We start from the raw sequence: 25,838 nt of genomic DNA, 5'->3' as shown, positions 1-25,838 counted from the left end.
GACTTTCAGGGAGATGCCCCGCCAATGGCAAAGATTATCTATACCCACACTGACGAAGCGCCGATGCTGGCTACGTACTCGTTCCTGCCTATTGTGGAAGCTTTCGCCTCGACTGCAGGTGTGGAGGTTGAAACTCGCGATATTTCGCTGGCCGGCCGCATCATTGCTGTCTTCGGCGACTACCTGACTGAAGAACAGCGGATCAGCGACGCCCTGGCCGAACTTGGCGAATTGGCAAAGAAGCCTGAAGCGAACATCATCAAGCTTCCCAACATCAGCGCTTCCGTCCCGCAGCTGAAGGCAGCGATCGCCGAGCTCCAGGGCAAGGGTTACGCCCTCCCGGACTACCCGGACAACCCGGCTTCGGACGAGGAGACGGATATCCGCTCCCGTTATGACAAGGTCAAGGGTTCGGCTGTGAACCCGGTCCTGCGTGAAGGCAACTCGGACCGCCGTGCACCGCTGTCGGTAAAGAACTACGCCCGCCAGAACCCGCACTCCATGGGAGCCTGGAGCGCCGACTCCAAAACCAACGTTGCCCACATGACGGCGGACGACTTCCGTTCGAACGAGAAGTCCGTGGTCATCCCCGCCGATGACACCGTCAAGATCCAGATCGTCCGCGAAGACGGCACGGTCAAGGTCCTTAAGCCTGCCTTCCCCGTCCTCGCCGGCGAAGTGGTGGACGGCACTGTGCTGCGCGCCGCCGCCCTCGACGAGTTCCTCGCTGCCCAGGTGGTCCGTGCCAAGGAAGAAGGAGTGCTGTTTTCCGCGCACCTGAAGGCCACCATGATGAAGGTCTCCGACCCCATCATCTTCGGCCACGTCGTCAAGGCGTACTTCTCCGAGCTTTTCGACACATACGGCAAGCAGATCGCGGCGGCTGGCCTCAGTCCCAACAACGGCCTCGCCTCCATCCTCAACGGCCTTGACGAACTGCCGGAAGATGTTCGCGAAGGCATCCGCACCGCCATCAAGAAGGGCCTGGAAGAAGGCCCGGCACTCGCCATGGTCGATTCGGACAAGGGCATCACCAACCTGCATGTCCCGAGCGACATCATCGTGGACGCTTCGATGCCGGCGATGATCCGCAGCTCCGGCCACATGTGGGGACCGGATGGAAAGGAAGCGGACACCCTCGCGGTCATTCCGGACAGCTGCTACGCCGACGTTTACCAAGTGGTCATTGAAGACTGCCGCAAGCACGGAGCTTTCGATCCCACCACCATGGGTACTGTTCCGAACGTTGGCTTGATGGCACAGGCAGCAGAAGAATACGGCAGCCACAACAAGACGTTCGAAGTTGAGTACGACGGCACCATCCAGGTAGTCGACTCCTCCGGAACCGTGCTCCTTGAGCACCAGGTTTCTCCCGGTGACATCTGGCGCGCCTGCCAGACCAAGGACGTGCCGATCCGCGACTGGGTCAAGCTGGCCGTTACCCGCGCCCGCGCATCGAAGACGCCCGCCGTCTTCTGGCTCGATGAAAGCCGCGCCCACGACGCCCAGCTGATCGCGAAGGTCAAGGAATACCTGAAGGACCACGACACCGAGGGCCTGCAGATCGAAATCATGTCCCCGGCGAAGGCCACCGCATTCACCTTGGAGCGCATCCGCAAGGGCGAAGACACCATCTCCGTTACCGGAAACGTGCTGCGTGACTACCTCACGGACTTGTTCCCGATCCTCGAACTCGGCACGAGCGCGAAGATGCTTTCCGTTGTTCCCCTGATCAACGGCGGAGGCTTGTTCGAGACCGGTGCAGGTGGTTCGGCTCCGAAGCATGTCCAGCAGTTGCTGCAGGAAAACCACCTGCGGTGGGACAGCCTCGGTGAGTTCCTGGCCTTGGCCGTGAGCTTCGAACATCTTGCCACCACCACGGGCAACGCTCGCGCCCAGGTCCTCGCCGACACCCTTGATCGGGCGACGGGTACCTTCCTGCTCGACAACAAGTCCCCGAAGCGTCGGGTCGGCGAGATCGACAACCGCGGCAGCCACTACTACCTGGCCAAGTACTGGGCCCAGGAACTGGCAAAGCAGTCCGACGACGCCGAGCTCGCAGCTTCGTTCTCCGCGGTTGCCGAAGCGTTGGCCTCCAACGAGGAAACGATCGTCGCTGAGCTCCTCGGAGTCCAGGGTTCGCCCGTCGACCTCGGAGGCTACTACCGTCCCGACGCAGCGAAGGCCGAAGCTGTCATGCGTCCTTCGGCAAAGCTCAATGAAGTGGTCGCCTCCCTCAGCTAAGCATCTGGCTTAGCTCATCGAGATAGTCCACGTGGGTTAAAACCCACCCAGCCCGCAGCCTTGGCCACCGAAAGGAGGCAAAGGCTGCGGGCTGGTTCTCGTTAAGCCTGTGGGCGTTAGCTGCGACCCGCGGCCAGGAAGCGGCGCGGTGCTTCGACGCCATCGGCGAGATCGGCAAGGACCCGGCCGATGGCGGGCGTGAACTTGAATCCATGCCCGGAGAAGCCGGCGCCAACCACCAGCGGACCAAAGCGGTCGAGCACGAAATCTTCGTTTTCGGTGGTTGTGTAGGTGCAGCTGATGGGCACGGCGGATTCGGCGTCCACCCCGGGAAGCCATTCGCGAACGTACTGCCGGAGGGCCTCGAACTGGACCGGCTCGGCTGTAAACGTTCGGGCGTCCGGGTCCATCACCGGCCCTACGCCGTGCCAACCCGCCTTGATTCCCTCACCCGGCGTGAGCATCCCGTAGACCGGGCTGTACCAGTAGTCGTCGCGGGGCTCACCGGGATCCGGTGCATGGTTGAAGCTCGGCCAGGACAGGGAGCCGTCTATCGGCGTGAAGTGGGCGGGCTGCTCCTGGGTGACCACCAGGCGTGGAAGGTGCACCTGTGCCCCGATGAGCTTGCTCGTCCACGCGCCGGCCGTGATGACCACCCGTTGTGCCGTGACCTCTTGCGTATCGGTGACGACGACGGCCCGGTCCTCGCCGAGGACGCGGATGTCCCGGACCGGCGTCGAGTATTCAAACCTTGCGCCGTGTGCCTCGGCCGAGGCGCGCAAAGCCTTCAACGCATCGGCGGCCCGGACACGGCCGGCTTCCGGCACGAACAGGACATCGCCGCGGAAGGCCATGCCCTGCCAGCGGTCTTGGGCTTCCTTCGCGGAGATAAAATAGCTGTCGATGCCGCGCAGCTCGTGGGCTGACCGAACCTCCCGGAGCCGGGCGACGTTTCCGTGATTGGCCAGGCCGACAAGATCCAGCAACGTTGTCCCGGTTTCTTCAGCGAGTGCGTCCCAAAGGTTGCGCGCTTCACTGACGAGCGAGAGGTAGTCGTCCTCGGGATAGGCCGTGTTGAAGTTGCGTGTCGCGCCGTGCGAAGCGCCGAGGTGGTGTCCCTCGTCGAACTGCTCGAAGAGACGGACCGACTTCCCCTTGAGGGAGAGCTGCCACGCGGCGGCCGATCCCATTGCGCCTCCGCCGATAACGACGACGTCAACATCCATTCCCATTCACCTATCCCGTCCGCGGCTTCCGATCGAAGCACACTGCAGCTTCTATTCTGCCGTCAGGCGTGCTGCTGGACTGCCAGTCTCGTGGCATGGCCGCCGGACGCGCCTGGCCTCCCCACCTACGCAGCCAACCGCCTGCGGACCCACGCGGACAACTGGTCGACAGCGATAATCAGCACGAGCACGATGAGGATGTCTGTGACCATGGCATCGAATCGGAATGACTTGATGGATTGGTTGATCAGCAATCCGATGCCTCCGGCTCCCACGAGGCCAAGGACGAGGGACGAACGCACGTTCACATCGAATCGGTAGAGCAGCAAACCAACGAATTGGGGGACCACCATGGGGAGCGTGGCATTGGCCACTTGCTGGATACGATTGGCTCCGGCGGTGCGAAGCGCCTCCTGCGGACCCGAATCGCACTCCTCCATGGATTCCGCCCACAGTTTGCCCATGACTCCGGTGTTGTGGCAGATCAGGGCCAGGACACCGGCAAAGGGCCCGAGTCCCACTGCGGTGACGAATATCAAGGCGAAGACGATGTCCGGCACGGCGCGGAAGAAGGACAGCACCGCCCGCGACGCCTGATACGCAAGGTGATGCGGCGTGGTGGTCCGGGCGGCAAGGATGGCGAGCAAGAGGGCAAACGGAACCGAGAAGGTGGTTCCCAAAAGGCCGATCCAAAGGGTCACCAGTGTGGCGTCGAGTCCGGGCCGGATGGTTTTCTCCCAACTGAGGTCCGGCGGAAAGGCATCGGCCACGAACGAGGCCATACCCTTCCAACCGTCCACCAACAGTCCGGGTTCAAAGCCCGTTCCCTGGATGGCAAGCGCATGGAGGACGACGACGGCGGCGACGCCGGCCGCCGTCGTGATCCATCGCAGCGGTTGCTTCGGGCGGACTGGAAGTTGTCCGCGGACGATTGTTTCCTCGCTCACGCTGCCGCCACCCTGTCCGGCGCATAGAGGGCGTCGAGGTGCACCGGACCAACGTCGGACGACGGCAGGTCGAAGGCCATGGTGCCGTGAAGCAGACCGATGCACCGGTCGGCGTGCCGCAAGGCAAGATCCGGTTGGTGCAGGACGGCGGCGACGGCTAGTTTTTCGACGTGTGCGAGGTGATGGAGGAGCGCCATGACCTGGTCGGCGGCATGGGGATCGAGTGCGGATACGGGCTCGTCGGCGAGCACAACATCTGCTCGCTGGCAGAGGGCTCGAGCCACAGCGACTCGCTGTTGCTGGCCTCCGGACAGGCGGCCGACACGCTCGAAGGCGCGATCGGCCAGTCCTACCCGGTCGAGGCAGTCGAGCGCTTCAAGTTGTATGGAACGCGGGAAAAACAGCGGTGAGAGCGAGCGGCCAGTGGGTATCCGGGCCAAGGCCCCTGCACAGACATTGTCCAAGGCTGTGCGGCGCGGGACCAGATGGATCTTCTGGAAGATCATCGCTGTGCGCCGCCGGGCCTCCTGCAACTGGCGCCACGGCAGCTTGGCGAGATCGTCGCCGTCGACCGCAACCACTCCGGCATCGGGCTGGGCGATTCCCATGACGCAACGCAGCGTGGTGGATTTTCCCGAGCCGTTGGCGCCGAGGAATGCCACGAGTTCCCCGGCGCGGACATCGAAGCCCACGTTGTTGAGCACGGGGCGGTTTCCAAAGGATTTGCGCAGGCCTCGTACGGAGAGCAACGCGGGGTCCATCAGAGGTTCTTTTCCGTCAGGTTCATGGTTTTGGCGAGGTCGAAGAGCGGTTGGTAGTCGTCTTTGCTGACTGCGATCATCGGACCCGGGGGAGTTACGTCGAGGAAGGCACCTACTTTGGCGATGTCTGCCGGATCGAGGGTGAGGAATGCGTCCTTGACGGCCTTCTTGAAAGCGGGGTCGGCGTCGGGCCTGACAGTAATGGGGTCGTTGGGGATCGGGGCCGAGGTCCAGATACGACGGTAATCGGATGGGTTGAAGGTTCCGGCCCCGGTGGCGGTGGCAAGGGTCTGCGTGTTGATTTCCGCAGCGTCCACTTTCCCGTTCTTGAGTGCAAGCAAAGCCTCGGGATGTCCGCCTGTGTAGTCCATCTTGAGGTCGGCGTCGGCAATGCCCACTCCCCGCAGCCCGAATCGGGGCAGGACATCGCCGGATGTCGAACCAACGCTGCCGAGTGCCAAGGACTTGCCTTTGAGGTCGGCGATCGTTTTGAGCGGGCTGTCCTTTGCCACCCAGATGCCGGCGGAGTAACTGCTCAGCTTCTTGTCGGACGTGGCGAAGGAGACAAGCGGTTCGGCCCCGGCTTTCTGGCTCGCGAAGACGAAGCCGAGGGGACCGAACTCGCCCAAGTCGAGCTTCCCGTTCCTCATTGCTAGGACTTCCGCTGAGTAGTCTTCAACCACTTGGACCTTGACCGGGCAGTTGAGCTTCTTGGATAGCGCCGTCGCGAGGACATCATAGGCGGGGGTGAGCTTGGCAGGGTCCTCGTACGGCTCGATGCCGAACTTGATTTCGCCGCCAGGGCAGTTTGCGTTGATGCCGGAACTTGCGCTTCCCGCTGGTGTCCCTGCGGAGTTGGCGGTTCCTCCGCACGCGGAGAGGGCGAGTGCTGCGACGAGTGCAAGCGCGGATGACGTGAAGAATGACTTTTTCATGGGGGTCCTTTGCGACGGGGAGGCGGTGGTTCAGTAAAGGCGGGCGATATTGCGGTGCGCGAGCCCGAAGGAGAGGGTCATTCCGACGCCGGAAGTCACCGAGACGACGGTGACACCGCGTTGGACGTCGCGGACCAGGAGGGGCGATATGGAACTCGAGGCGTAGATTCCTTGCCAGCGCTCGACAATGTCCAGGGGAGCGCCGATTGCCGACTCGATTTCCATATTCACAGTGGTGGTGACGCCTTCCTTGAGGAATGGCGGAGCCGTGTGGTGGTAGTGGTGGGAGTCGCCGAGGATTACGGTCCCGTCCGGGCGCTGGGTGAACATGACGTTCGCCCCTATGCCTAGGAGTTCGGGCCGGCTTTGCTCCATTTCTGCCCGGAGCGCGTTTGCTGCCGCCGTGTCGGTGAAGGCCTGGTATCGGAGCATCGACGTGGCGGTAAGGATGGCGGGCTTGATGTGCAGCCCCGGCGGTTGGGCTGCGAGGGACATCTGCAGGGCGCATCGCTCAATCCCGTGCTCTTCGGCGAGGTCGGGAAAGAGGTAGTCGACGTCGTGGCCTACGCAGACGAAAATCCTTTCACCGTGGAAGTTTCCACGCGTAGTGCGCACAGTCGATCTTCCGGCTTCGCTGCCAAATCCAAGGGCTGCTGTATTCCAGTGGATGTTCACCCCGGGCTGTTCGGAGAGCCATTGAGCCAGCTTGGCAACGGTGGTGCGAGGGTCCACTCGCAAGTCGTCGCGGAGGAAGGCGCCTCCTACCAAGGCGGGCCAAGAAACGGATGAGGTGCCGCCGTCGGGCACTGACATTTCCTCACCGGAACCAAGGCGGGCCCGCACCTCGGTGGGGGTAAGAAGCTCAACCTGGCCTTGCTCGCGTTCGCCAGACAGTTCGCGGAGCACCGCCATTTCAGATTCCGTGCGTGCGAGCACCATGGCACCCGATTCGGCGGCCCAGAAATCGGCCAGGCCCGCGAACTCGAGCCAGTATTTCCGGGACGTCTGCGCCATTTCGTACAGATCGCCGGACTGGGCGGTAATGCAGCAATGACCGAAGTTCCTGATTGAAGCGCCAACAGCCCGGTGGTCACGCTCAAGGATTGTCACGGTCAAGCCGTTGGCCACGGCGTGCGCGGCGTGGGCGAGGCCGACGATGCCCGCGCCCACGATCACCACATCGCTTGAGGGCGCTGACGGCAGGCCACTTGAAGGGGGAAATTGGATGTTCACGCCATTGACATTGACCTGCCTCGAAAGCGGAATCAAGCTAGATCGGCACTTGTACATACAAGTTAACCGAGTCTTTACCTGATTTGGTTCGAGTTCATGGTCTGTTTACCAAAATTCCCGTATTTTCGCGACAGCTTGGCCATCAAACTTGTATTATCAACTCGTGAGTATCCAGCAGAACGCACCCCTGCATGTCCGCCTCGCCGAGGAGTTCATGCGTCGCATCTCAGACGGAACCTGGCCACCGGGATCGCAATTGCCGAGCGAGGCAGTGCTTTGCAAGGAATTTGGAACGTCGCGCGGTCCGATTCGCCAAGCACTCGCCTCGTTGCGGGCCGAAGGTGCGGTTACCGGGGGCCGCGGACGCCCGCCGATGGTTCGTCCTGCAGTGCCTTCGCAGTCGTTCTCGACCTTCAATTCCTTCACGGAGTGGGCTGTTGGCATTGGGAAAACGCCCGGGCAGCGGACTCTGGAAGTGGCGCTACGCGACGCGAGGCCCGAAGTGTCCGAAGCGCTAGACCTGGAAGCCGGAGAGAAGGTGGTGGAACTGCTGCGCGTCCGCTACCTCGACGGCGTGCCTGCCATGATCGAGCGGACTTGCTTCATCCTCGAGGTAGGGCGGCTCCTGTTCGATTTTGATACCGATTCCGGCTCGATCTTCGCTTTCCTGAAGGGGCAGGGCGTTGACCTGTATAGCGCCCGCCATACGATCGATGCCGTAGCCGCCAACGAGGAAGACGCGGAATTGCTGGAACAGGCCGAGGGGATTCCCCTCTTGCGGGAACGCCGAGTGACGCGCTCCGCGAGCGGTATGGCCATTGAATACTCGGAGGACTGTTACCTGCCGGAGCTCACCAACTTCACTATCGACAACACGGCGGAACGCCGCGCCGCCCTGGTGCGTGTCCACACCGAAGAACCCAAAGGTACACATGATTAAGCTGATCGCCTGTGACATGGCCGGAACCACAATCGACGAACACGGAGATGTCTACGTTGCATTGGCCCGTTGCGTCGAAGAAACCGGGGTGGCCACCACGCCCGAAGCTGTTCAGGAGTGGATGGGAGCCGACAAAGCAGAAGCCATCGCCGCCCTCATCACCCGGGGCGGCGGCGTGGCAACTCCTGAGATTGTGCAGGCGGCGTTCCTCCGATTCAAGGAGTTGCTCGCCGATTTCTACGAGCAAAACCCGCCGGTAGCGCTCGACGGCGTCGAAGACGCCTTTCGTGAATTGCGGAGCCGCGGCGTCAAGATAGCGCTGACAACAGGGTTTTCGCGGGACGTCGCCGAATCGCTCCTAGCCCGACTCGGCTGGGGCCTTGCCGGCAGCGGAAAAGGACCCGACGACGGCATCCGTCTCGATGCGGTCGTGTGCTCAGACGATGTTGCTGCCGGGCGTCCCGCTCCCCACATGATTCATCGCGCCATGGAATTGGCCGGGGTCGCCGATGTCCGTGAGGTCCTCGCTGCCGGTGACACCACTAACGACTTGAAAGCGGCAATCAACGCGGGCGTGACCGCCGTGGGGGTTCTGACCGGGAAGCTCGGACGCGAGGAACTTGCTGCGCAGCCGCACCATCACATCCTTGTGGGCGTCAAGGATCTTCCCGCCCTGCTGGGTTGACGACGTCGGACTGCCGCTTTCTGGCCCTTGCCGTTTTGAGCTGCCGGGCTGGCATGGAAGATTGATGGGGTGAAATTCCTCCTTCCTTCACAGACGTCTTCCGCTCGCGGAATCGCGTTCCTTCGGATTGTATTTGGCGGCCTCGTGCTGCTTCACGGGATTCAGAAGGTCCTGGCCGGACAACCCGCACTTCAAGCAACCATCACCGCGATGGGGATCGAAAAGGCCGATATGGTGTCTTGGCTGGTCCTCTGGGGTGAAACCGGTCTGGGCGCACTGCTGGTGCTCGGAGCCCTCACAAGGGTGGCTGGTTTCCTTGCCGCGATCATGTACGCCGGGATTTGGTTCGTGACCGAATCGGGCAAACCATTGCTTAGTGACCAGCCCGGAATCAATGCCGAGCTGCTCATCTTGTATATCGCACTGGCGCTTGCTTTCTCCTTCCTTGGCTCCGGAGCGATGTCCTTGGACCGGAAGCTCTTCGCCGGGAAAGGCCCGCGCAAGGCAAGCCGTTAGACGAGCTGCCAGTTCTCATTGTCGGCCGTCCGCACGGAGGCACTCCTGCGGGGGTTCGCCCCGCAGGAGTGCCTGGTTTGGGCTGGATCCAGTGCGGTGGAGCAGCCCGGGCCGGTGACTATGCGGGAACGTTAGCCCGGATCTTCCGGCTACCCATCATGGCGATGAGTCCGCCTATCAACAGTGCGGCTGCGGTCAGCAACCACAAACCGTTGAAACCTGTGCTAGCCAAGGCAGCTTGATTGCTGACTGAAGAAGCCGCAGTCGCGCTCGACTGGCTTGCGCCCGTCATCGTTGTGACAGCCGATGACGGATCAACGGACGAAGCAGCAAGTGCTCCCTGAGCCGCAACGCCCTGCCCGTCAACACCTTGCGTCGCATCGCCCTGTACTTCAACGCCCGCATTAGCCGCGGGCGGGGTTACAACCGGCGGGGTCACAACCGGCGTGGTCACCGGCGTGGTGGCGACCGGCGTGGTGACGACCGGCGCCGTCGGCAGTCCGAGCGAAGCCGCGCCAAGGACCGTTGCCGGAAGACTTCCGATCAAGTCCAAGGGCGCCGCGATCCCGGCTCCCGAAACGAGGCCGTTTGTGCCCAGTCCGTCGGCGCCGAGCAAGCCCGAGGTCGTGCCGCCGAGGGTGACGGGGAGTACGACGCCGGTGCTTGGCGTGGTGCCGCCCAGCACGTTGGCGAGGGTGACGGGCACGGTCGCGCCGGTGCCCGTCGTCGTGCCGGTTCCGGTGAGCACGTTGGCGGTGGTGTCGCCAACGGTGACGGGCGCGGTGACCCCGGTGCCCGTCGTCGTGCCGGTTCCGGTGAGCACGTTGGCGGTGGTGTCGCCAACGGTGACGGGCGCGGTGACCCCGGTGCCCGTCGTCGTGCTGGTGCCGGTGAGCACGTTGGCGGTGGTGTCGCCGACGGTGACGGGCGCGGTGACCCCGGTGCCCGTCGTCGTGCTGGTGCCGGTGAGCACGTTGGCGGTGGTGTCGCCAACGGTGACCGGTGCGGTAACGCCAGTGCCGATGGGCGCTGTGCCGGTGCCGGTGAGCACGTTGGCGGTGGTGTCGCCAACGGTGACGGGTACGGTCGCGCCGGTGCCCGTCGTCGTGCCGGTGCCGGTGAGTACGTTGGCGGTGGTGTCGCCGACGGTGACCGGTGCGGTAACGCCAGTGCCGATGGGCGCTGTGCCGGTGCCGGTGAGCACGTTCACAGCCGTGTCGCCAACGGTGACCGGTGCGGTAACACCGGTGCCGGTAGTTGTGCCTGTTCCGGCGAGTACGTTGGCCGAAGTGCCACTGGCCGTAACGGGTGCTGCTACTGAGACGGGGGTGTTCGCTGGAGTGGTGTCCAGCACAGCCAGAGAGGCGGCTCCGACATTAACAGGGACCGATATCGGAGCCACCACCTGGGTTCCCGACGAGACCCCCAGTCCGCCGGAATTTGTCGCCGGGGCCGGAGCCGGGGCGGGTACAGGGGTGGTGGTAGCGACGTTCGAATTTCCAAGCAATCCGAGCGTCGCGGACCCGAGGTTCACCGAGATTGCCGATGAAGGGGTAGTGGTTGTGCTTTGGGCAGTTGCAGTGGTGTCTGCCGCGTTGGCGGCAGTTGCGCCGAGGGCAATGAGCCCTCCGGCGAAAAGGGTGCCAAGTAACCCTTTCCGGACAATGCTGTGCATTTTTCTCTCCTGAATGATTTGTTCCGTTGGCGCCTCGGTCCGCGAATACAGTGCGCAGGCGCCAGGACTGGCCGTTTGTCACCGTCGCTCGGTTGGATTGGCGCGGTGACATGGCTCGGAACTAGTCGGGAGAGGATCCCGGATCAAACGACACGGGAGTGGGAAGGTGGTAGGTGGCGGCCGTGGATTCAAGGATCCCGGCCAAGGGATGGAACAGGCTCATATTTGGAAGCCACGCCGCAGCAGCCCCGGAGGAATTCCCCGTGAGGACCGCCGAACTGCTTCCAGCGGCGCTACCCGGGGTTCCGGCAGGAAACTTTTCGTCTGACGGAGCCAGCGGAGCAGACGTTTCCCCATAGCTGCTCGCGGGAGCCGACGCGGGCCACTGGGCTCCGAGAAGCCCAGATGGCCCGACCCGACCTGCGAAACCCATAGGCGGAGTGTCCGCTGACTCGCCGGCGAGCGGCGTCGTATCGGCCGGCACGGCGGCGGCGGGGCCTTCGTCGCCCGCTTCCGCTGGAAGGCCGACCGGCGGCAAAACAAAAGGAGCCCCGACGCCGGGAACTGTCACCTGGGTCTCCGGAATGGCATCGGGGAGCTTGGGAAGACTGTCCACCAGGGGAGTGACGGCGTCGATCGCGGGGCCGGTCACGCCCTGTAGCAGGGTGCCGGCTGGCTCAACTACCGGAGCTGTCACGCTCGAGACGGCCCCGCCGGGGACCACCTTGTTGAGCACCGGCATATTGGCGACGAGGTGGTCAACGGCGGGTGGCAGCTGGCCGATGACGACGGCGGGCGGTACCACCGGTGCGTGGGCAGCTTGCGCAGGGGCTGAAACTACCTGCGAAACGATGGCGGGCGCAACCCCCACAACGTTGGTGATAGCGGAATCCACGCCATCCACGATCGAATGGTTGTTCGCCGTGCCGGAATCTGCGCTTGCTGCCGTCGATGAGAGTGCCATCCACACAACAGCCCCGGCACCGGCAAGCAGGACGGAGCGGAGAACATGAAGAATGCGCCGCTTGCTCCGCATTGCTTCCATCTCGACACCCCCCAGCGTCCGATTTGACGGTCATTCCCATCGTAGGACCGGATTAGTTAAATAGTCCAGAAACCCATATGCCAATTACCGCAACTGTCAAGTAGGCGCGGCGTTGTGACAAAAACGGGACGTCGGTATGGAAGATTCGAAAAAGCGGTCCCGTCAGACTCGCGCGTCGTTCGCGTATCGGACACCCAGTTGGGACCGGACGCCGTCGAAAAGCCGCATGGTGTTGAGCGAATCGTTCAAGGGCATGACAGGGCTTTCGATGAGGCCCTGCTGGATGCAGCGGGTCACTTCGCGCAATTCATAGGTGTAGCCGATGCCTACTGTCTCGAAGCGCTCGGCGCGGGGTTCGTCCCAGCCGGTTCGGACCAGGAGTTCCCGTGGATTGTTGATGGACCCTTGCGTCTGGAGGAAGCCTCGGGTTCCAGCCACGTTTGCGGACCGCGGCCCGTGGGCCAGGAGCGACGACGTCAACTGGGCGATAGCGCCGTCGTCGTAAGCAAGCGTGAGCGCGTTTTGGGTGTCAACACCGTCGTCGTTCAACGAGCCCACCGCACTCACCGACTGCGGGAAACCCAAGGTCCCCAACGGCCACAACAAGGCGTACACAGTCAGGTCCAACAAAGCTCCGCCACCGGCCGCCGGATCCCAGATCCGTGCGGACGGATCGTAGGTAGCGGGGAAGCCCAAGTCGGCACTGACCCATTTGATATCGCCCAGCTCGCCGGATGCGGCAATCGAAAATGCACGCTGAATGCTCGGCAGGAAGCGGCTCCACACCGCCTCCATCAGGAACAAATTGCGCTCCCGCGCCAAGCTGATCAGCTCCGCGGCCTCGCGGCCGTTGATGGTCAGGGACTTCTCGCACAGGACATGCTTGCCGGCGTTGAGGGCGTCCCTCACGATCTCGAAATGCTGGGCGTGCGGCGTCGCCACGTAAACCACGTCAACGGTTTCGTCGGCGAGCAGCCGCTGGTAGCCGGGGACATCGCCGTCGTCCCCGTAGGCCTTGGTAACGGCGTTCGCGGCCGCAAAGGCGTCTGCCGACTCCTGGGACCGCGAGCTCACAGCGTACAGCCGGGCGTCCTCGAGTTGGGCAAGATCGCCGGCCACCGTCCTCGCGATACCCCCGGTGGCAATAAAGCCCCAGTTCAAGGTTTTTCCAGTGGCCGAGCGGGGATCCTGGTTTGGTTGGCTGAACAGCCACGGCGTCGCGATGTGCAGGCTCATGGGCCCTATCCTCTCATTCCCTCGCCGCGCTTCGCGGGACCCGCCGCGACGCAAGAGTGCCGGGAACCCGCGGGGTTCCCGGCACTCCGTGCACACTGCAGTCGGCTGACAGATCAGGCTCCGGCAACCACCCTCGGACGGACGGCCTCTTCCGTAAGTTGGCCTTGCTGCAGCCTGAAGCGGCGGTCCGTCTTCTGCGCCAACGTCCGGTCGTGCGTCACCACGAGGATGGTGGTGTTGTGGTCCCGGCTCAACGAGCTCAACAGTTCGATGATGTGGTCGCCGGTCTGCTCGTCGAGGTTGCCCGTGGGCTCATCGGCCAGGATGAGCTTGGGTTCGTTGCCCAGCGCCCGGGCGATCGCCACTCGCTGCTGCTCTCCGCCCGAGAGCCTGTTGATGCGGCGGGAGTGCTTTTCCGGGTCCAACTGCACTTGTTCAAGGAGGGTACGGGCCCGTTCCAGGCGGGCTCCCTTCCGCATTCCGGCGAATTCCATCGGGAGCATGACGTTGTCGATGGCCGAAAGGTTCGGGATGAGGTTGAACTGCTGGAACACGAACCCGATGTCCCTGCGGCGGTACTCCGTGAGCTTGCCGTCGGGCAGGCCGGCGAGGCTGACGCCGTCAACTACGACGTCCCCGCTGGTCGGCTTGTCCAGTGCACCCAGCAATGAAAGCAGGGTGCTCTTGCCGCTGCCGCTCTTTCCGACGATCGAGGCGAGCGTGCCCTTTTCGAGTTCGAAGCTCACTCCGTTGACGGGCTTGATGGTGCGGTCGCCGGTCTTGAACTGGCGTACAAGGTCTTTGACTTCAATCATGGCTATTCTCCTCGGAGGACTTCGATAGGGCGGATGCGCGCGGTCAGGAGGGCCGGCACCAGGGCGCCGACGACGGCGACCGCGAAGACTGCAGCGACGCCTATGGCGATCGTGCTGGGGGAGGCGCTCGCCGTCACTGAAGTGAGCAGCTGGGAGGCGCCGCCGAACGCACCCCCACCGCCGAACCCGCCACCAAAGCCGCCGCCGCCCGGGCCGCGCTGGTTCGATGCCGACGTCGTGCTGTTGGAACTGATGAGGGCCGAGGCGATGCTGCCGCTCGCGAACGCGGCAATCGCGGCACCCACCACGCTGCCGAGCGCCACCAGGACCAATGCCTCGAGGACGAACTGCAATCCGATCGTGCGGTTGCGGGCGCCGATCGCCTTCAGGACGCCGATCTCGCGGCGGCGCTCGCGGACCAGCATGACCATGATGAGCAAGATAATCAGGCCGGCAGTGCCGAGGGCGGCAATGAAGGCCACCAGCGAAATGTTCTTCACGCTGTCCAAGGAGCTGACGGCGGTCTCAAGGTTCCGCTGGCCCTGCGTCACGTCGGCCTTGTCCGATCCGAGTGCCGACTGCAGCGCCGTCTTGGCGGCATCCACGTTGTCCATGCTGTTGACCGTCACAACCATGCTGGACAGTTCGCCAGGGGTGGAAGCGAGGGCCTGTGCCTCGGCCAGGGTGGTGTAGACGGCGTTGTTTCCGAAGGTGGTGCCGGCGTCGAAAATGCCCGCAACAGTGAAGGTCTTGCCTGCGATGGTGAACGTCGAACCGACCTTGAGGCCGTTCTTGTCGGCGAGCGTGGTGCCGAGGAGCGCCTTGGTGCTGGCGGCGGTGTAGTCGCCCAGGCCGGTGCCGCTTGTGATGTTCAGGGCCTTGCCGGACGTGTCAACCTCTGCCCCGATACCGGTGGCCGTGATGGGCAACGAGAAGGTGGGCGCAGCGCCCGAGTTTCCAGTTCCCGAGCCGCCTGCCGCTCCGCTGTTGCTGTTTGTGTTGTTCCGGTTGCCCAGCGTGCCGGCGTCGATGGCTGCCTTGAGGCTCGTGGTCACGCTGGTTCCGCCTCCGGGACCGCCGCCCGGGCCGCCCTGCTGCGAGGTGGTGCCGGTGCTTGAAGTAGACGTCGCGGACTCGTTCTCCAGGCGAAGAGCTTTCGTGCCTACTACCGAGACGACGTTCGGTACCGCGGCCGCCGTCGCGGATTCCGCAGTGGTGAGCGGCTCGCCGCCGCCCTCGAAGCCCTGGCCGCCGGCCGGATTCACCGTGAGGACCGTTCCGACTGAGGCGTTGAGTTCCTGGACTTTGCTGCCGACGGCCTGGTTAGCCACAAGCATGGACAGCGCCAGCCCGATCGCGACCGCCAATACTGCCACCACTGCCGAGGTTCTTATCTTGTTGCGGAAGGCATTGCCTACGCTCCTGGCTAGGACGCTCACGTTTCTCCTTAGGACCCGGCCCGCCCCAGCGGCGCGCCTGCTCACCTAACAGTGCTCATGGCGGCTGTGCGGCCCTCCAGCTGAAGCTATGCGCGGCCTGTGAACGCGGTCCGGCTCATGAAAGCGCCCGACGGCGGCACCTCGCCGGGTGCTGAAGCGCCCGACGGCGTCAGGAACCAACGCTGGAAACGCGGACGGCGACCGCCCCCGGGTAGGGGACGGCCGCCGTCGTTCGAGCTGTTTGTGTAGTGCTACTTGGTGAGCGGGCCGAGTACCGGATCGTTCACGTAAGCCGTCTTCACATTGGCGAGGGTCACGATGACCGGCGGCAGCAGGTAAGCCGGAACGGTCTTCACGCCGTTGTTGTAGGACTTGGAGTCGTTGATTTCGACCTGCTTGCCGGACTGCAGGTCCTGCACCATCGTGATGGCCTGCGCAACCAGCTTGCTGGTGTCCTTGTTGATGGTGGAGTACTGCTCACCGGCCATGATCGACTTGACGGACTCTACTTCGGAGTCCTGGCCCGTGACGATCGGGATCGGCTTGCCTGCACTCTTCACAGAGGTCAGGATGGCGCGGGCCAACGTGTCGTTTGGCGACAACACGCCGTCCAAGTTGGCGTTCGAGTAACTGCCCGAAATCAGTGCGTCCATTCGCTTCTGGGCGTTTTCCGGCTTCCAGCCCTGGGTCACGGCCTGTTCGAAGGACTTCTGGCCGGAAAGCACCTTGAGCGTGCCGTCGTCGATCTTCGGCTGCAGGATGCTCATGGCACCGTCGAAGAACACCTTTGCGTTGGCGTCATCGGGGGAACCCGCGAAGAGTTCGATGTTGTACGGGCCGTTCGGCTTCTTCGACTTCAGCCCGTCCAGGAGCGCCTGGCCCTGGAGCACGCCGACCTTGAAGTTGTCGTAGGCCACGTAGTAGTCCACGTTGGACGTGTTCAGGAGCAAACGGTCGTAGGCGATGACGGTTGCGCCGGCGTCCTTGGCCTGCTTGAGCTGCGTACCGAGCTGGGCGCCGTCGATTGCGCCGACGATGATGACCTTGTCACCCTTCGTCACCATGGCGCTGATCTGGTTCTGTTGCTCGGAAACGCCGCCGTTGGCGAACTGCACATCCGGCTTGAAGCCTGCGCTGGTGAGCCCGTCGTTGAACAGCTTCTCCGCGAGGACCCAGTTTTCGCTGGTCTTCTGGGGGAGTGCGACGCCGATCGAGGACCCCTTGGGGAACGTTTCGGCTGCGCCGCTCGAAGAGCCGCTGGAGCTGCCGGTGTCGGAACGGCCGCAGGCTGTCAGCGCCAGTGCCGCGATCGCAGCGACAGCTGCTGCCTTTCCTGCTTTACCCAACATTCGCATAACTTGGTTCGCTTTCTTTGTTGTGGATGGAACGCATTGCCTCGAAGCCGATCAGGCTTCCTTAGCTATGACTTCCTTGGTTGAGGTTGTCTCGTCCGGTGCGATTTCCTCGCTCTTCCGGCCGAAGTTCTTCATCATCATTCCGATGATCGATTTCTTGCCCTGCGTCTTGTTGTAGACGTCGAAGGCGACTGCCGCGAGCAGTACCAGGCCCTTGATGATCTGGGTGAGGTCCGCGCCTACGCCGAGGAGCTGCAGGCCGTTGTTCAGGACTGCCATGACGAGGCCACCGACGATCGAGCCGATCACGGTTCCGACGCCGCCGGTAACCGCCGCGCCGCCGATGAACACTGCGGCGATGGCGTCCAGTTCCCAACCGACGCCGTCGAACGGTCCCGAAGCGGTGGAGCGTCCAACGAAGATCATGCCGGCGAGACCGGCCAGGACGGACATGTTCATCATGACCATGAAGTTGACCTTCTTGGACTGGACACCGGAAAGCTCGGCCGCGTGCCGGTTGCCGCCCACAGCGTAGATGTGCCGGCCGATGACGGTCTTGGCGGAGATGAATCCGTAGATGAGCACCAGCACCCCGAGGATGAGGCCAGGGATGGGGAACGAGGTGCCGGGGCGGCCCGTGGCGAACAGGTACGTCGCGTACAGGATGGCGGCGTTGACCAGCACGAGCTTTGTGATCATGACCCAGGTTTCCTGGACTTCCGCACCCAGTGCCTGTGCGTTGCGGCGGCTGCGCAGCGCGCTGAAGATCACGAACGCGACGCCGATCAAGCCGAGGAGGACCGTCAGGTTGTTGTATCCCGTGTTTGGTCCTACCTCCGGCAGGTAGCCGGAGCCGAGGTACTGGAAGTCGTCCGGCACAGGGACGGTGTTGGATTTGCCGACGAACTGGTTGAAGCCACGGAAAAGGAGCATGCCGGCCAGGGTGACGATGAAGGCGGGGATTCCGACGTACGCAGTCCAGAAGCCTTGCCACGCACCGATCAGCGCCCCCAGCAGGAGGCCGAACAATACGGCCGCGTACCAGGGGAGATTCCAGTCCCGGATGGCGAGCGCCACCGAAATACCGACGAAAGCTGCCACCGATCCAACGGAGAGGTCGATGTGGCCGGCGATGATGACCAGGACCATGCCGATGGCCAGGATCAGGATGTAGGCGTTGCCGTTGAACAGGTTGATGACGTTGCCCGGGGTCAGTGTGCGGCCCTCGGTAAAGATCTGGAAGAAGATCACGAGCGCCACCAGGGCGAAGATCATGCCGAATTGTCTGGTGTTGCCACCGAATAGCTTCTTGAGCGCGTTCATGGTTTGGATCCTTGTGTCCGTGTGGTTCTGGGGTAACCGGGTCAGGCTGCTTTGCGGCTGGAGGTCATGAGTTTCATGAGGCTCTCCTGGCTCGCTTCGTCCTTGGTGAGCACCCCGGTGATGGAGCCCTCGAAGATGGTGTAGATGCGGTCGGAAAGGCCCAAGAGCTCGGGAAGCTCGGAGGAAATCACGATCACGCCCTTCCCTTGGTTGGCCAGTTGCTGGATGATGCCGTAGATCTCGTACTTGGCTCCGACGTCGATTCCGCGGGTGGGTTCGTCCAGGATGAGGAGGTCCGGATCGGTGAACATCCACTTGGCGAGAACTACCTTTTGCTGGTTCCCGCCGGAGAGTTTCGAGACGCCTTCTTCAACCGACGGGGTCTTGGTCCGCAGGGACTTCCTGTACTGTTCGGCCACCATGAATTCCTTGTTGGCGTCCACGACTATGCCCCGGCTGATCTTCTTCAAGTTGGCCGAAACCGTGGTGGTCTTGATGTCATCCAGGAGGTTCAGCCCGAGGCTCTTGCGGTCCTCGGTGACGTAGCCGAGGCCGTGGTCGATCGCTTGGCGGACGTTGCGCATACTGATCGGCTTGCCGTCCTTATAGACCTGCCCCGAGATGAACTTGCCGTAGGAGTGGCCGAAAATGGAGCGGGCAAGCTCGGTACGTCCTGCGCCCATGAGCCCGGCGAAGCCAACGATCTCGCCCCGGCGCACGTGGAAGTTGGAGCCCTTGCAGACCAAACGGTCCTGGATCTGGGGGTGCCCCACGGTCCAGTCCTTGACCTCGAAGAACACTTCCCCGATCTTGGGCGTGTGGTCCGGGAAACGCGATTCGAGCGTGCGGCCCACCATGCCCTTGATGATCCGGTCCTCGTCCACGCCGTCACGCTTGACGTTGAGCGTCTCGATCGACTTGCCGTCGCGGATGATGGTGATTTCATCCGCGATCTGCTCGATCTCGTTGAGCTTGTGGGAAATCATGATCGAGGTGATGCCGCGGCCCTTGAGGCCGAGGATCAGGTCCAGCAGGTGCTGGGAGTCGGATTCGTTCAGGGCGGCGGTGGGCTCGTCCAGGATGAGCAGTTTGACCGATTTGTTCAGGGCCTTGGCGATTTCCACCAACTGCTGCTTGCCGACGCCGATTTCCTTGATGGGCGTGTCCGGATCCTCGCGCAGGCCAACCCGGGCAAGGAGCTCCACCGAGCGTTTGCGGGCTTCCGCCCAATCAATGACTCCGCGGCGGACCGGTTCATTGCCGAGGAAGATGTTCTCCATGATGGACAGTTCCGGAATCAGGGCGAGTTCCTGGTGGATGATCACGATCCCCGCCTGCTCGCTGGCCCGGATGTCCTTGAACTGCTGGACTTCGGCGTTATACACGATCTCGCCGTCGTAGCTGCCGTGCGGGTAGACGCCGGAAAGCACCTTCATGAGGGTGGATTTTCCGGCACCGTTCTCGCCGCAGATCGCGTGGATTTCGCCCACCTTGACCCGGAGGCTGACGTTCGAGAGAGCCTTCACGCCGGGGAATTCCTTAGTGATGGATCGCATTTCGAGGAGGATCGGATCCTGGTCGGTTGTGGGGGTAGACATACCCTCGCGCCTCCAATGGTTGACGTCGTCGTCGGCTCGCGGATGGCGAGCCTTTCTGATGTGAAAGTAAACTGGATCACACGCCTTGTCGTCAAGACTTGAACGCAATGGCGAGATAACAGCGTGGTAACGAATTGGTTTAGGACTGCTTGATTCCGGCGTGCTGGAAGACCAGTGCCGCCGCCCCCAGGGCCTCTGCCCGGGCACCGAGCGAGGACATGGCAAGGTGCGTCGTCTCGCCGATTACGGGGACGGCATGGCGGACAAGCCCGCGCCGGATCGGGTCCAGGAGGATGTCGGCAAGGCCGGCCAGCGGACCGCCGACCACGATCACTTCGGGATTGATGAGATTCGCCACATTGCCCAAAGCGCGCCCCACGGCCAGGCCGGCGTCGTCCACCACGCGCAGGGTCGCAGGATCCTTCGCAAGGGCGTTCCGCACAATGTCCTCAGGTTCGAGATGCACTCCGGTTCCCTTGCCAAGCAACTCGATCATGGTGGTGGTGGAAGCCATGGTTTCGAGGCATCCGCGGTTGCCGCAACGGCAGATCGCGCCGTACTCGTGGATAGTTGCATGCCCGATTTCACCGGTGATTCCGACCGCCCCGTAGTAGGGTTCCCCATTCAGGATCAGGCCTGCGCCGATGCCCGATCCTATCTTCAAGAACATCAGGTTGCTGATCCCGCTGTGTGGCCCCCAGGTGACTTCGGACAGGGCGCCAAGATTGGCGTCGTTGTCAACGTACACGGGCAAATCGAGGGCTTCTTCCAGCCGTTCGAGGATCTGGATTCCCACCCACTCCGGCAGGATCGCCCCCTGGGCTACGGTCCCTGATCGGCGGTCGATCGGGCCCGCGATGCCTGCTCCCGCGCCCACCACCGCGCTCCGGTCCACGCCGCTTTCCAGCAGTAGCTTGTCGAGAAGTTCGACGGCGGCGCTGATGCCTTGTTCCGCGTGGTGGCCGAGGGGAAGCGTCACTGTTTCCTCGATGATGATGTGGTAGCCGAGTGACGCAAGGACCACCCTCAGGTGCCGCCGGCCGAAGTCGATCCCGACGGCGACCGCCCCGTTGCTGTTGAGCCGCACGTTGAGTGCCCGGCGGCCCGAGCTGGTGATCGGTTCCGTGGAAACCAGGCCGGCGTCCTGCATGATCTTGACGATGTTGGACACCGTGGCGGTGGACAGGCCGGTCTGCCGGGCGAGTTCGGCCTGGGTGGACGGGCCGTTCAATAGGCACTCGATGAGCCGCTGCTGGTTGAGGTGGCGCAGCGCCGACTGCGAGCCGGGGTTCTTGCGATGGCTCTTCATCGAGCTGGATGTTGCAGGCATGACATGAAGCGTGCACCAAATCACTTTTGCAGTCAAGAAGTTAACGCATGGAGACCGTCTTGTGTCGACCCCATGGACCGATACGGACAATTGTGCGATCCATCCTCTGCCCGTCTTCGTTGGGTCTATTTGTCCCCGCAGCAGCGCGTGGAGGCTGGCTACGCTGGTTTGACGACGATTTCCAGGAATGTCTTCCGGGGAACTGAATGGGCTATTGAGGTGGTAAAGATGCTGCTGTCCGTGATGCAGGCCAATGCCGTTGTCCTGGACATCGAGGCCAATCTGGCGACGATTGACGCGGCAGCGCAAAAGGCTGCCGGCGCCGGGGCCTCCTTGCTGCTGACTCCTGAACTCTTCCCCGTGGGCTACTCGCCGCTCAGGATCCACGCGGAGCTGGATCCTGTAATTCTTCCAAGCATCCGGGAGAAGTTGGCCAACATCGCTCGCGTCCGCGGCATTGGACTGGTCTATAGCCTTCCTGCTCCTGCCGAAGACGGTGGCCGGTATATTTCGGCTACGCTCCTAGACGCGGGCGGCCAGGTTTTGCTGGAATACGCCAAAGTCCATCTCTTTGGCGACGAAGAGCGAAAGGCGTTTTCCGCCGCCACCGATGCTCCCGCCGTCGTCGACTTCAACGGCCTCAGCGTTTCACTGTTGATTTGCTACGACGTCGAATTCCCTGAAGCGGTCCGCGCGGCAGCCGTGCGCGGAGCCGAACTACTTTTGGTTCCAACCGCGTTGTCCGCTGGATACGAAGCCGTGCCGCAAGTGCTCATCCGTGCCCGGGCATTGGAAAGCCAACTCCACGTGGCCTACGCCAACCACAGCGGCCATGAGGACGGTTGCGACTTCCTTGGCGGAAGCGTGGTTGCCGGTCCGGACGGCTCGCTGACGGCCGCTGCGGGAGAATCGGCCGCGCTGCTGTTCGCCGAAGTCCTTGCGGATCCGGTGCGTGCCGCGCGCGAGGACGTGCCCTACCTGAGCGACCGCCGCCCGGAAATTTACCGGGAGTGGGAAGCTCCCGGTCGCCGCGGCTGAGTCATGAACGGGCATGCGCTGTCAAGGCAACGGGTCTGGACCAATACTTGATTCCTTCTATGAGGCCGCGTCCGTCGCCGAAGACAGGGAGGATAAAGACCGCATGGAACAGGAACCACAAGTGCAGGAGCGAGTTTGGAATGAGAAAGACAAGCGCCGCTCCGATAGCGCATGACGCGCCCGGGCCAGCGACCGCTGTGACTGCAATCTGCCAACCACGCAGGCTTCCGATAGGCGTGATGGAAAAGCGCCGACTGTTGGTTGACACTACGATGTGGGTGACACCCGAGAACCGCCGCATACAAACAACATGAGATATCTCATGCACCACGAAACTGCAGAACAGGCAGAGTGCGTGGGCCAGTAACCAAAGCCCGGCTTGGAATAGGACCCGGTCTCCGGTCATGAACGCCAAGGCGCCGCACAACAAGAACCCGACGGCGATGGCAGCAAGGGGCCAACGGGATGACCGGATAAGTAAGCCAAGTATCAGGCCGGCGGTTGTTTCTCGCAGCGGGATGGCGTGAAGAAGCAACCTTAATCGGCCTCTTGAAGGCGTCGCTTGTGAGCCTTGAGACGTTCCAGAACCGAAGCTACCGCAACCTGGAATGCCGCCAGCAATACGAAAATGATGGCGATGGGGGCGCCATTCGACACGCCTGCTTCCAGTATTGTTGACCCGTCCGACTGTTCTTGCGGGTGGAAAAATACCGCTCCGAAGAGGCCAAACTTTCGTACTCCGACCTCTCGGGCCGAGAACATCGTCATGATGAAGCTTCCTACGACGACGATCATGGTGAGGACAAAAGATGAAGTCAATGCCGCGGATATTCTAAGAAACCACTTCATGGCGGGCGATCCTTTCCAACCTTTGCATGCCGAATATGCTGTAACCGACAATCAGGAGGTTCAGTAAAATGAAGATTATGGCGGTGATTGCCGGGTGAAAGTTAAAAATGTTCAGTCCGAGGGCGATAATCATGACAATCGTCAAGGTCACCACCACTCCTATGAGTACAGTGAAGGGATTTCCCTTTTCCGGGGGAAACGCGATGCCTATCAATGTCGAAATGAGGATGTTGCTCAAGCAGAATACTGCCACGTGCGGGATCGCATCCCACGAAATTCCTTGTGCCAGGGATAGGCTCAGGACCGGAATGGCAACGACGCCGAGCAGGACCGTCTGCGAGCCCACGAGACGAAGGTAGTTAGCGAATGTCCGGCCCGGGAAGGGAACCATGCGCCTCAACGTTTCCGAATTTGAATATGCGTAAATGCCCTGAAAAGTGACTAAGGCTAGCACGTAGGGTGGAAACGCCAAATGGTAGACCCACATGAATATAGAAAATATGATGACGAAAAGGACCGCTACCGTCGTTTCGAAATTTCGAAACATGACCAGTATGTAAACGCCAAACCGATGCTTCGCCAACCAGGACGGAAGCAGTATGAAAAACCGGCGTATCGGGACGTAACTCTTCGGAGCCGCCGCCATGATTGCCCCGACTATTGCGGCAGATGTCACAAGGAACACCAGACTGCAAATCCATATTCCAGCTTTTTCCTGCAATAGCGCGAATGACAGTGCTGGCGACCAGTAGTCACGGCCTTCTACATGACTTTGGGCTATTTGTGCGCTCTGTTCATTGGTATATGGGAATATCGCGACGAGCCCGAGACCCAGCACCATCGGCACTATGAGACTGCGAAGCCGGGAAACCCGCAGGGTAAGAAGCGCCCGTTCGAGGAGATAGTAGCCAAGGCTGAGCAGCAGGTACGCCGTCTGCGCCGGGAACCAGATGGAGGCCAGGACCTTCGGGATGAAAGGAGGGCCTCCCACCAGGACTGTAGAGACCGAGAAGGCCCCGAAAATGAACAACATCATCACGAAGACGACTGACAATTCGAAGAGCCCGAAGGCCAGTGTCCTTTCCTTGTTGGTCACCGGAAGGCTGAAGGACAGCTTGAGGAGTTCGTCTGCCTTCATGAAGAGCACCCGTATTAGTACATAGGTAACAAGGGCCCAGAACGCTACAGATACATTGGCGGCTTGAAGGACCGGTTCGAGGAGGCCGGTTCCACCGAAGTACTGCCGGATCACCACATAACTGAGCAGTGTAAAGCCGGCGAAGGCGGTGACAAGCAAGAGCAGTACTGAGATTCTGGCAGTCCGACTTGCCAGCAATCCGCGGCCCAACACGCGCCTGAGAATGAAAATCCAAAATAGCCGGAAAAGCAGTGCCACGCTCGCGCGCCGCATCTCAGGGGGTCTCCATTACCTGGATGAGCTCGTTGGCCAGGTCCGCGATGGTGCCATGGTCCGCGATAAGGTCACCGACCGGGGCTTGGACAACCATGCTTCCCCTAATAAGGAAGGCAAGCTGATCGGCAACCCGCTCCAACATTGCGAAGTCATGGCTGCACAGCAAGACCGACCGGCCTTCCGCGACGAGTTCCTTCACGTCACCTTCGAATATTCTGAGCGCGTCAATGTCTATTCCGTTCAAGGTCTCATCAATGACAGTGAGCCTCCTTCGCAACATGAACGCCGCGATGAGCTGCAACTTTTTCCGCATGCCATGCGAGTAGTCCTCTATGAGGTCCCGATGCCTTCCAGCCATGGAGTACTTCGCGAATTGCGACGTCAACGCGGCGCAGTCCAGGGCTTCCCCGTACAGGCCGTGCATGAAACGCAGGTATTCCTCGCCCGTGAGAAACTCCGGAAGGAAGTCATTGCTCGACAAGTAGATCGAGGACATCTTGGCATTGCGGCTCTGGCTTATGTCGGAACCGATCTTGACTTGACCGTTTTGGAGTTGCAGCAGGTCCAAGATGACCTTAATCAGTGTCGATTTTCCTGACCCGTTGGGTCCCACGAGTCCCATGATGCAGTTTGTCGGAATCGTGAACGAGACATCGTGCAGCACTTGGGTCCGGGAAGTGTAGGCGAAGTTAAGGTTTTCAACCGTCAGGTTCATTGTTGATACCCCTTTCAATGCTCCGGCCGTGGTGGCGCACTTTTGGTGTGCCACCACGACGAGTTGTTGGAACAGAGCTACCTGCATTCAATGAGGACTGAGACTCCCCACTGGCTCCAACTCCTGCATTCGAAGAGTAGGGCTCGGAAGCGCCGCCTAGGGGCCGATAGGTCGAATCTAGGTGTGAAAAACTTCGGACTAGGTGCAAATCGGGCAAAACACCTAGTGTCGCGTTTCTGAAGTAGTTAAGCGGTTGGCTTTTGCGAGGATTTGTTCGGGGGTTTTGGTCCAGACGAACGGGTGGCATCGGTCGTTCCAGCCGGTGATGAACTGGCGGATTTTCTGGTTGAGGTCTTTGACGCTTGTGAAGACGCCGCGCCGGATGGCCTGCCGGTCGATGATGCCGAACCAGACTTCGACGAGATTCAGCCAGGATCCCGAGGTAGGAGTGAAGTGGACGGTGAAGCGGGGATGGGCCGCAAGCCATGCCTTGACTTCGGGGGTCTTGTGCGTGGCGTA

Annotated in this window: 23 protein-coding genes; 5 read left to right on the top strand and 18 right to left on the bottom strand. The window is 62.0% G+C overall.

Features of this window, described 5'->3' with window-relative positions; all coding sequences use genetic code 11:
• Positions 1–24 precede the first annotated feature (24 nt).
• Positions 25–2,244, top strand: coding sequence for an NADP-dependent isocitrate dehydrogenase (locus E1809_RS12115; protein WP_133204489.1), 2,220 nt, complete (start codon positions 25–27; stop codon positions 2,242–2,244).
• Between the two features lie 116 nt (positions 2,245–2,360).
• Here the strand turns inward: E1809_RS12115 and E1809_RS12110 are convergent, their stop codons facing one another.
• From E1809_RS12110 to E1809_RS12090, 5 genes are all read right to left on the bottom strand, one after another.
• Positions 2,361–3,470 carry an FAD-dependent oxidoreductase gene (locus E1809_RS12110; RefSeq protein ID WP_133204591.1) on the bottom strand — a complete coding sequence of 370 codons (1,110 nt, stop codon included), beginning with the start codon at positions 3,468–3,470 and terminating at the stop codon, positions 2,361–2,363.
• A gap of 125 nt (positions 3,471–3,595) precedes the next feature.
• Complete coding sequence (gene phnE, locus E1809_RS12105; RefSeq protein ID WP_133204488.1) at positions 3,596–4,417, bottom strand: phosphonate ABC transporter, permease protein PhnE; 822 nt, start codon at positions 4,415–4,417, stop codon at positions 3,596–3,598.
• Entirely contained in the window at positions 4,414–5,178 is a 765-nt protein-coding gene (locus E1809_RS12100) for a phosphonate ABC transporter ATP-binding protein (protein ID WP_133204487.1), read from the bottom strand. Before E1809_RS12100 ends, phnE begins: the two co-directional genes overlap by 4 nt.
• Positions 5,178–6,113 carry a phosphate/phosphite/phosphonate ABC transporter substrate-binding protein gene (locus E1809_RS12095; protein ID WP_133204486.1) on the bottom strand — a complete coding sequence of 312 codons (936 nt, stop codon included), beginning with the start codon at positions 6,111–6,113 and terminating at the stop codon, positions 5,178–5,180. Before E1809_RS12095 ends, E1809_RS12100 begins: the two co-directional genes overlap by 1 nt.
• A gap of 30 nt (positions 6,114–6,143) precedes the next feature.
• On the bottom strand, positions 6,144–7,346 hold the full coding sequence (locus tag E1809_RS12090) for a TIGR03364 family FAD-dependent oxidoreductase (protein ID WP_235835563.1): 1,203 nt from the start codon (positions 7,344–7,346) through the stop codon (positions 6,144–6,146).
• Positions 7,347–7,509: 163 nt separating this feature from the next.
• Between E1809_RS12090 and E1809_RS12085 the strand changes: the two genes are divergently transcribed.
• The 3 genes from E1809_RS12085 to E1809_RS12075 all read left to right on the top strand — a co-directional run bounded on the left by E1809_RS12085 (position 7,510) and on the right by E1809_RS12075 (position 9,487).
• A complete protein-coding gene (locus tag E1809_RS12085) occupies positions 7,510–8,286 on the top strand; it encodes a GntR family transcriptional regulator (protein WP_133204484.1) in 777 nt (258 codons plus the stop codon).
• A complete protein-coding gene (locus tag E1809_RS12080) occupies positions 8,279–8,971 on the top strand; it encodes a phosphonatase-like hydrolase (protein ID WP_133204483.1) in 693 nt (230 codons plus the stop codon). The genes E1809_RS12085 and E1809_RS12080 overlap by 8 nt, the downstream gene beginning before the upstream one ends.
• 69 nt (positions 8,972–9,040) lie before the next feature.
• Complete coding sequence (locus tag E1809_RS12075) at positions 9,041–9,487, top strand: DoxX family protein (protein WP_133204482.1); 447 nt, start codon at positions 9,041–9,043, stop codon at positions 9,485–9,487.
• A 118-nt stretch (positions 9,488–9,605) separates the two neighbouring features.
• Here the strand turns inward: E1809_RS12075 and E1809_RS12070 are convergent, their stop codons facing one another.
• The 9 genes from E1809_RS12070 to E1809_RS12030 form a co-directional block, all read right to left on the bottom strand.
• The gene (locus E1809_RS12070; RefSeq protein WP_133204481.1) at positions 9,606–11,162 is read right to left on the bottom strand and encodes a hypothetical protein; all 1,557 of its coding nucleotides are present in this window, start codon (positions 11,160–11,162) and stop codon (positions 9,606–9,608) included.
• A gap of 121 nt (positions 11,163–11,283) precedes the next feature.
• Positions 11,284–12,207: a hypothetical protein gene (locus E1809_RS12065; RefSeq protein WP_133204480.1), complete on the bottom strand. Its 924-nt coding sequence runs from the start codon at positions 12,205–12,207 to the stop codon at positions 11,284–11,286.
• Positions 12,208–12,369: 162 nt separating this feature from the next.
• The gene (locus E1809_RS12060) at positions 12,370–13,443 is read right to left on the bottom strand and encodes a Gfo/Idh/MocA family protein (protein ID WP_133204479.1); all 1,074 of its coding nucleotides are present in this window, start codon (positions 13,441–13,443) and stop codon (positions 12,370–12,372) included.
• 113 nt (positions 13,444–13,556) lie between these two features.
• Positions 13,557–14,258, bottom strand: coding sequence for an ABC transporter ATP-binding protein (locus tag E1809_RS12055; RefSeq protein ID WP_133204478.1), 702 nt, complete (start codon positions 14,256–14,258; stop codon positions 13,557–13,559).
• Positions 14,259–14,260: 2 nt separating this feature from the next.
• Positions 14,261–15,697 (bottom strand): ABC transporter permease, encoded by a 1,437-nt coding sequence (locus E1809_RS12050; RefSeq protein WP_133204477.1) that lies wholly within the window; start codon positions 15,695–15,697, stop codon positions 14,261–14,263.
• 251 nt (positions 15,698–15,948) lie between these two features.
• Positions 15,949–17,052, bottom strand: a complete 1,104-nt coding sequence (locus E1809_RS12045) for a substrate-binding domain-containing protein (protein WP_133204476.1) — start codon at positions 17,050–17,052, stop codon at positions 15,949–15,951.
• 51 nt (positions 17,053–17,103) lie between these two features.
• Positions 17,104–18,375 carry a multiple monosaccharide ABC transporter permease gene (gene mmsB / locus E1809_RS12040; protein ID WP_133204475.1) on the bottom strand — a complete coding sequence of 424 codons (1,272 nt, stop codon included), beginning with the start codon at positions 18,373–18,375 and terminating at the stop codon, positions 17,104–17,106.
• A gap of 41 nt (positions 18,376–18,416) precedes the next feature.
• Entirely contained in the window at positions 18,417–19,973 is a 1,557-nt protein-coding gene (mmsA, locus tag E1809_RS12035) for a multiple monosaccharide ABC transporter ATP-binding protein (protein WP_133204474.1), read from the bottom strand.
• 139 nt (positions 19,974–20,112) lie between these two features.
• Positions 20,113–21,303 (bottom strand): ROK family transcriptional regulator, encoded by a 1,191-nt coding sequence (locus E1809_RS12030; protein WP_133204473.1) that lies wholly within the window; start codon positions 21,301–21,303, stop codon positions 20,113–20,115.
• A gap of 228 nt (positions 21,304–21,531) precedes the next feature.
• Between E1809_RS12030 and E1809_RS12025 the strand changes: the two genes are divergently transcribed.
• On the top strand, positions 21,532–22,341 hold the full coding sequence (locus E1809_RS12025; RefSeq protein ID WP_133204590.1) for a nitrilase-related carbon-nitrogen hydrolase: 810 nt from the start codon (positions 21,532–21,534) through the stop codon (positions 22,339–22,341).
• A 537-nt stretch (positions 22,342–22,878) separates the two neighbouring features.
• On the opposite strand, the gene E1809_RS12020 is transcribed toward E1809_RS12025, so the two are convergent.
• From E1809_RS12020 to E1809_RS12005, 4 genes are all read right to left on the bottom strand, one after another.
• Positions 22,879–23,190, bottom strand: a complete 312-nt coding sequence (locus E1809_RS12020; RefSeq protein WP_133204472.1) for a hypothetical protein — start codon at positions 23,188–23,190, stop codon at positions 22,879–22,881.
• Positions 23,174–24,487 (bottom strand): hypothetical protein, encoded by a 1,314-nt coding sequence (locus E1809_RS12015; RefSeq protein WP_133204471.1) that lies wholly within the window; start codon positions 24,485–24,487, stop codon positions 23,174–23,176. Before E1809_RS12015 ends, E1809_RS12020 begins: the two co-directional genes overlap by 17 nt.
• A 115-nt stretch (positions 24,488–24,602) precedes the next feature.
• Positions 24,603–25,406, bottom strand: coding sequence for an ATP-binding cassette domain-containing protein (locus tag E1809_RS12010; protein ID WP_235835562.1), 804 nt, complete (start codon positions 25,404–25,406; stop codon positions 24,603–24,605).
• Positions 25,407–25,541: 135 nt separating this feature from the next.
• On the bottom strand, positions 25,542–25,838 hold a 297-nt coding region (locus E1809_RS12005), incomplete at its 5' end, for a transposase (RefSeq protein WP_205754049.1).

The organism is Arthrobacter terricola (genome assembly GCF_004354015.1).
Taxonomy (GTDB): domain Bacteria; phylum Actinomycetota; class Actinomycetes; order Actinomycetales; family Micrococcaceae; genus Arthrobacter; species Arthrobacter terricola.
This window is presented reverse-complemented; position numbering and strand designations above follow the sequence as displayed.

Coding starts and splice junctions, on each gene's coding strand:
- E1809_RS12115 (WP_133204489.1), top strand. CDS start 25: ATGGCAAAGATTATCTATACCCACACTGACGAAGCGCCGATGCTGGCT.
- E1809_RS12080 (WP_133204483.1), top strand. CDS start 8,279: ATGATTAAGCTGATCGCCTGTGACATGGCCGGAACCACAATCGACGAA.
- E1809_RS12030 (WP_133204473.1), bottom strand. CDS start 21,303: ATGCCTGCAACATCCAGCTCGATGAAGAGCCATCGCAAGAACCCCGGC.
- E1809_RS12010 (WP_235835562.1), bottom strand. CDS start 25,406: ATGCAGGTAGCTCTGTTCCAACAACTCGTCGTGGTGGCACACCAAAAG.
- E1809_RS12020 (WP_133204472.1), bottom strand. CDS start 23,190: ATGAAGTGGTTTCTTAGAATATCCGCGGCATTGACTTCATCTTTTGTC.
- E1809_RS12025 (WP_133204590.1), top strand. CDS start 21,532: ATGCTGCTGTCCGTGATGCAGGCCAATGCCGTTGTCCTGGACATCGAG.
- mmsB (WP_133204475.1), bottom strand. CDS start 18,375: ATGAACGCGCTCAAGAAGCTATTCGGTGGCAACACCAGACAATTCGGC.
- E1809_RS12070 (WP_133204481.1), bottom strand. CDS start 11,162: ATGCACAGCATTGTCCGGAAAGGGTTACTTGGCACCCTTTTCGCCGGA.
- E1809_RS12060 (WP_133204479.1), bottom strand. CDS start 13,443: ATGAGCCTGCACATCGCGACGCCGTGGCTGTTCAGCCAACCAAACCAG.
- E1809_RS12110 (WP_133204591.1), bottom strand. CDS start 3,470: ATGGATGTTGACGTCGTCGTTATCGGCGGAGGCGCAATGGGATCGGCC.
- E1809_RS12095 (WP_133204486.1), bottom strand. CDS start 6,113: ATGAAAAAGTCATTCTTCACGTCATCCGCGCTTGCACTCGTCGCAGCA.
- mmsA (WP_133204474.1), bottom strand. CDS start 19,973: ATGTCTACCCCCACAACCGACCAGGATCCGATCCTCCTCGAAATGCGA.
- E1809_RS12055 (WP_133204478.1), bottom strand. CDS start 14,258: ATGATTGAAGTCAAAGACCTTGTACGCCAGTTCAAGACCGGCGACCGC.
- E1809_RS12045 (WP_133204476.1), bottom strand. CDS start 17,052: ATGCGAATGTTGGGTAAAGCAGGAAAGGCAGCAGCTGTCGCTGCGATC.
- E1809_RS12100 (WP_133204487.1), bottom strand. CDS start 5,178: ATGGACCCCGCGTTGCTCTCCGTACGAGGCCTGCGCAAATCCTTTGGA.
- E1809_RS12065 (WP_133204480.1), bottom strand. CDS start 12,207: ATGGAAGCAATGCGGAGCAAGCGGCGCATTCTTCATGTTCTCCGCTCC.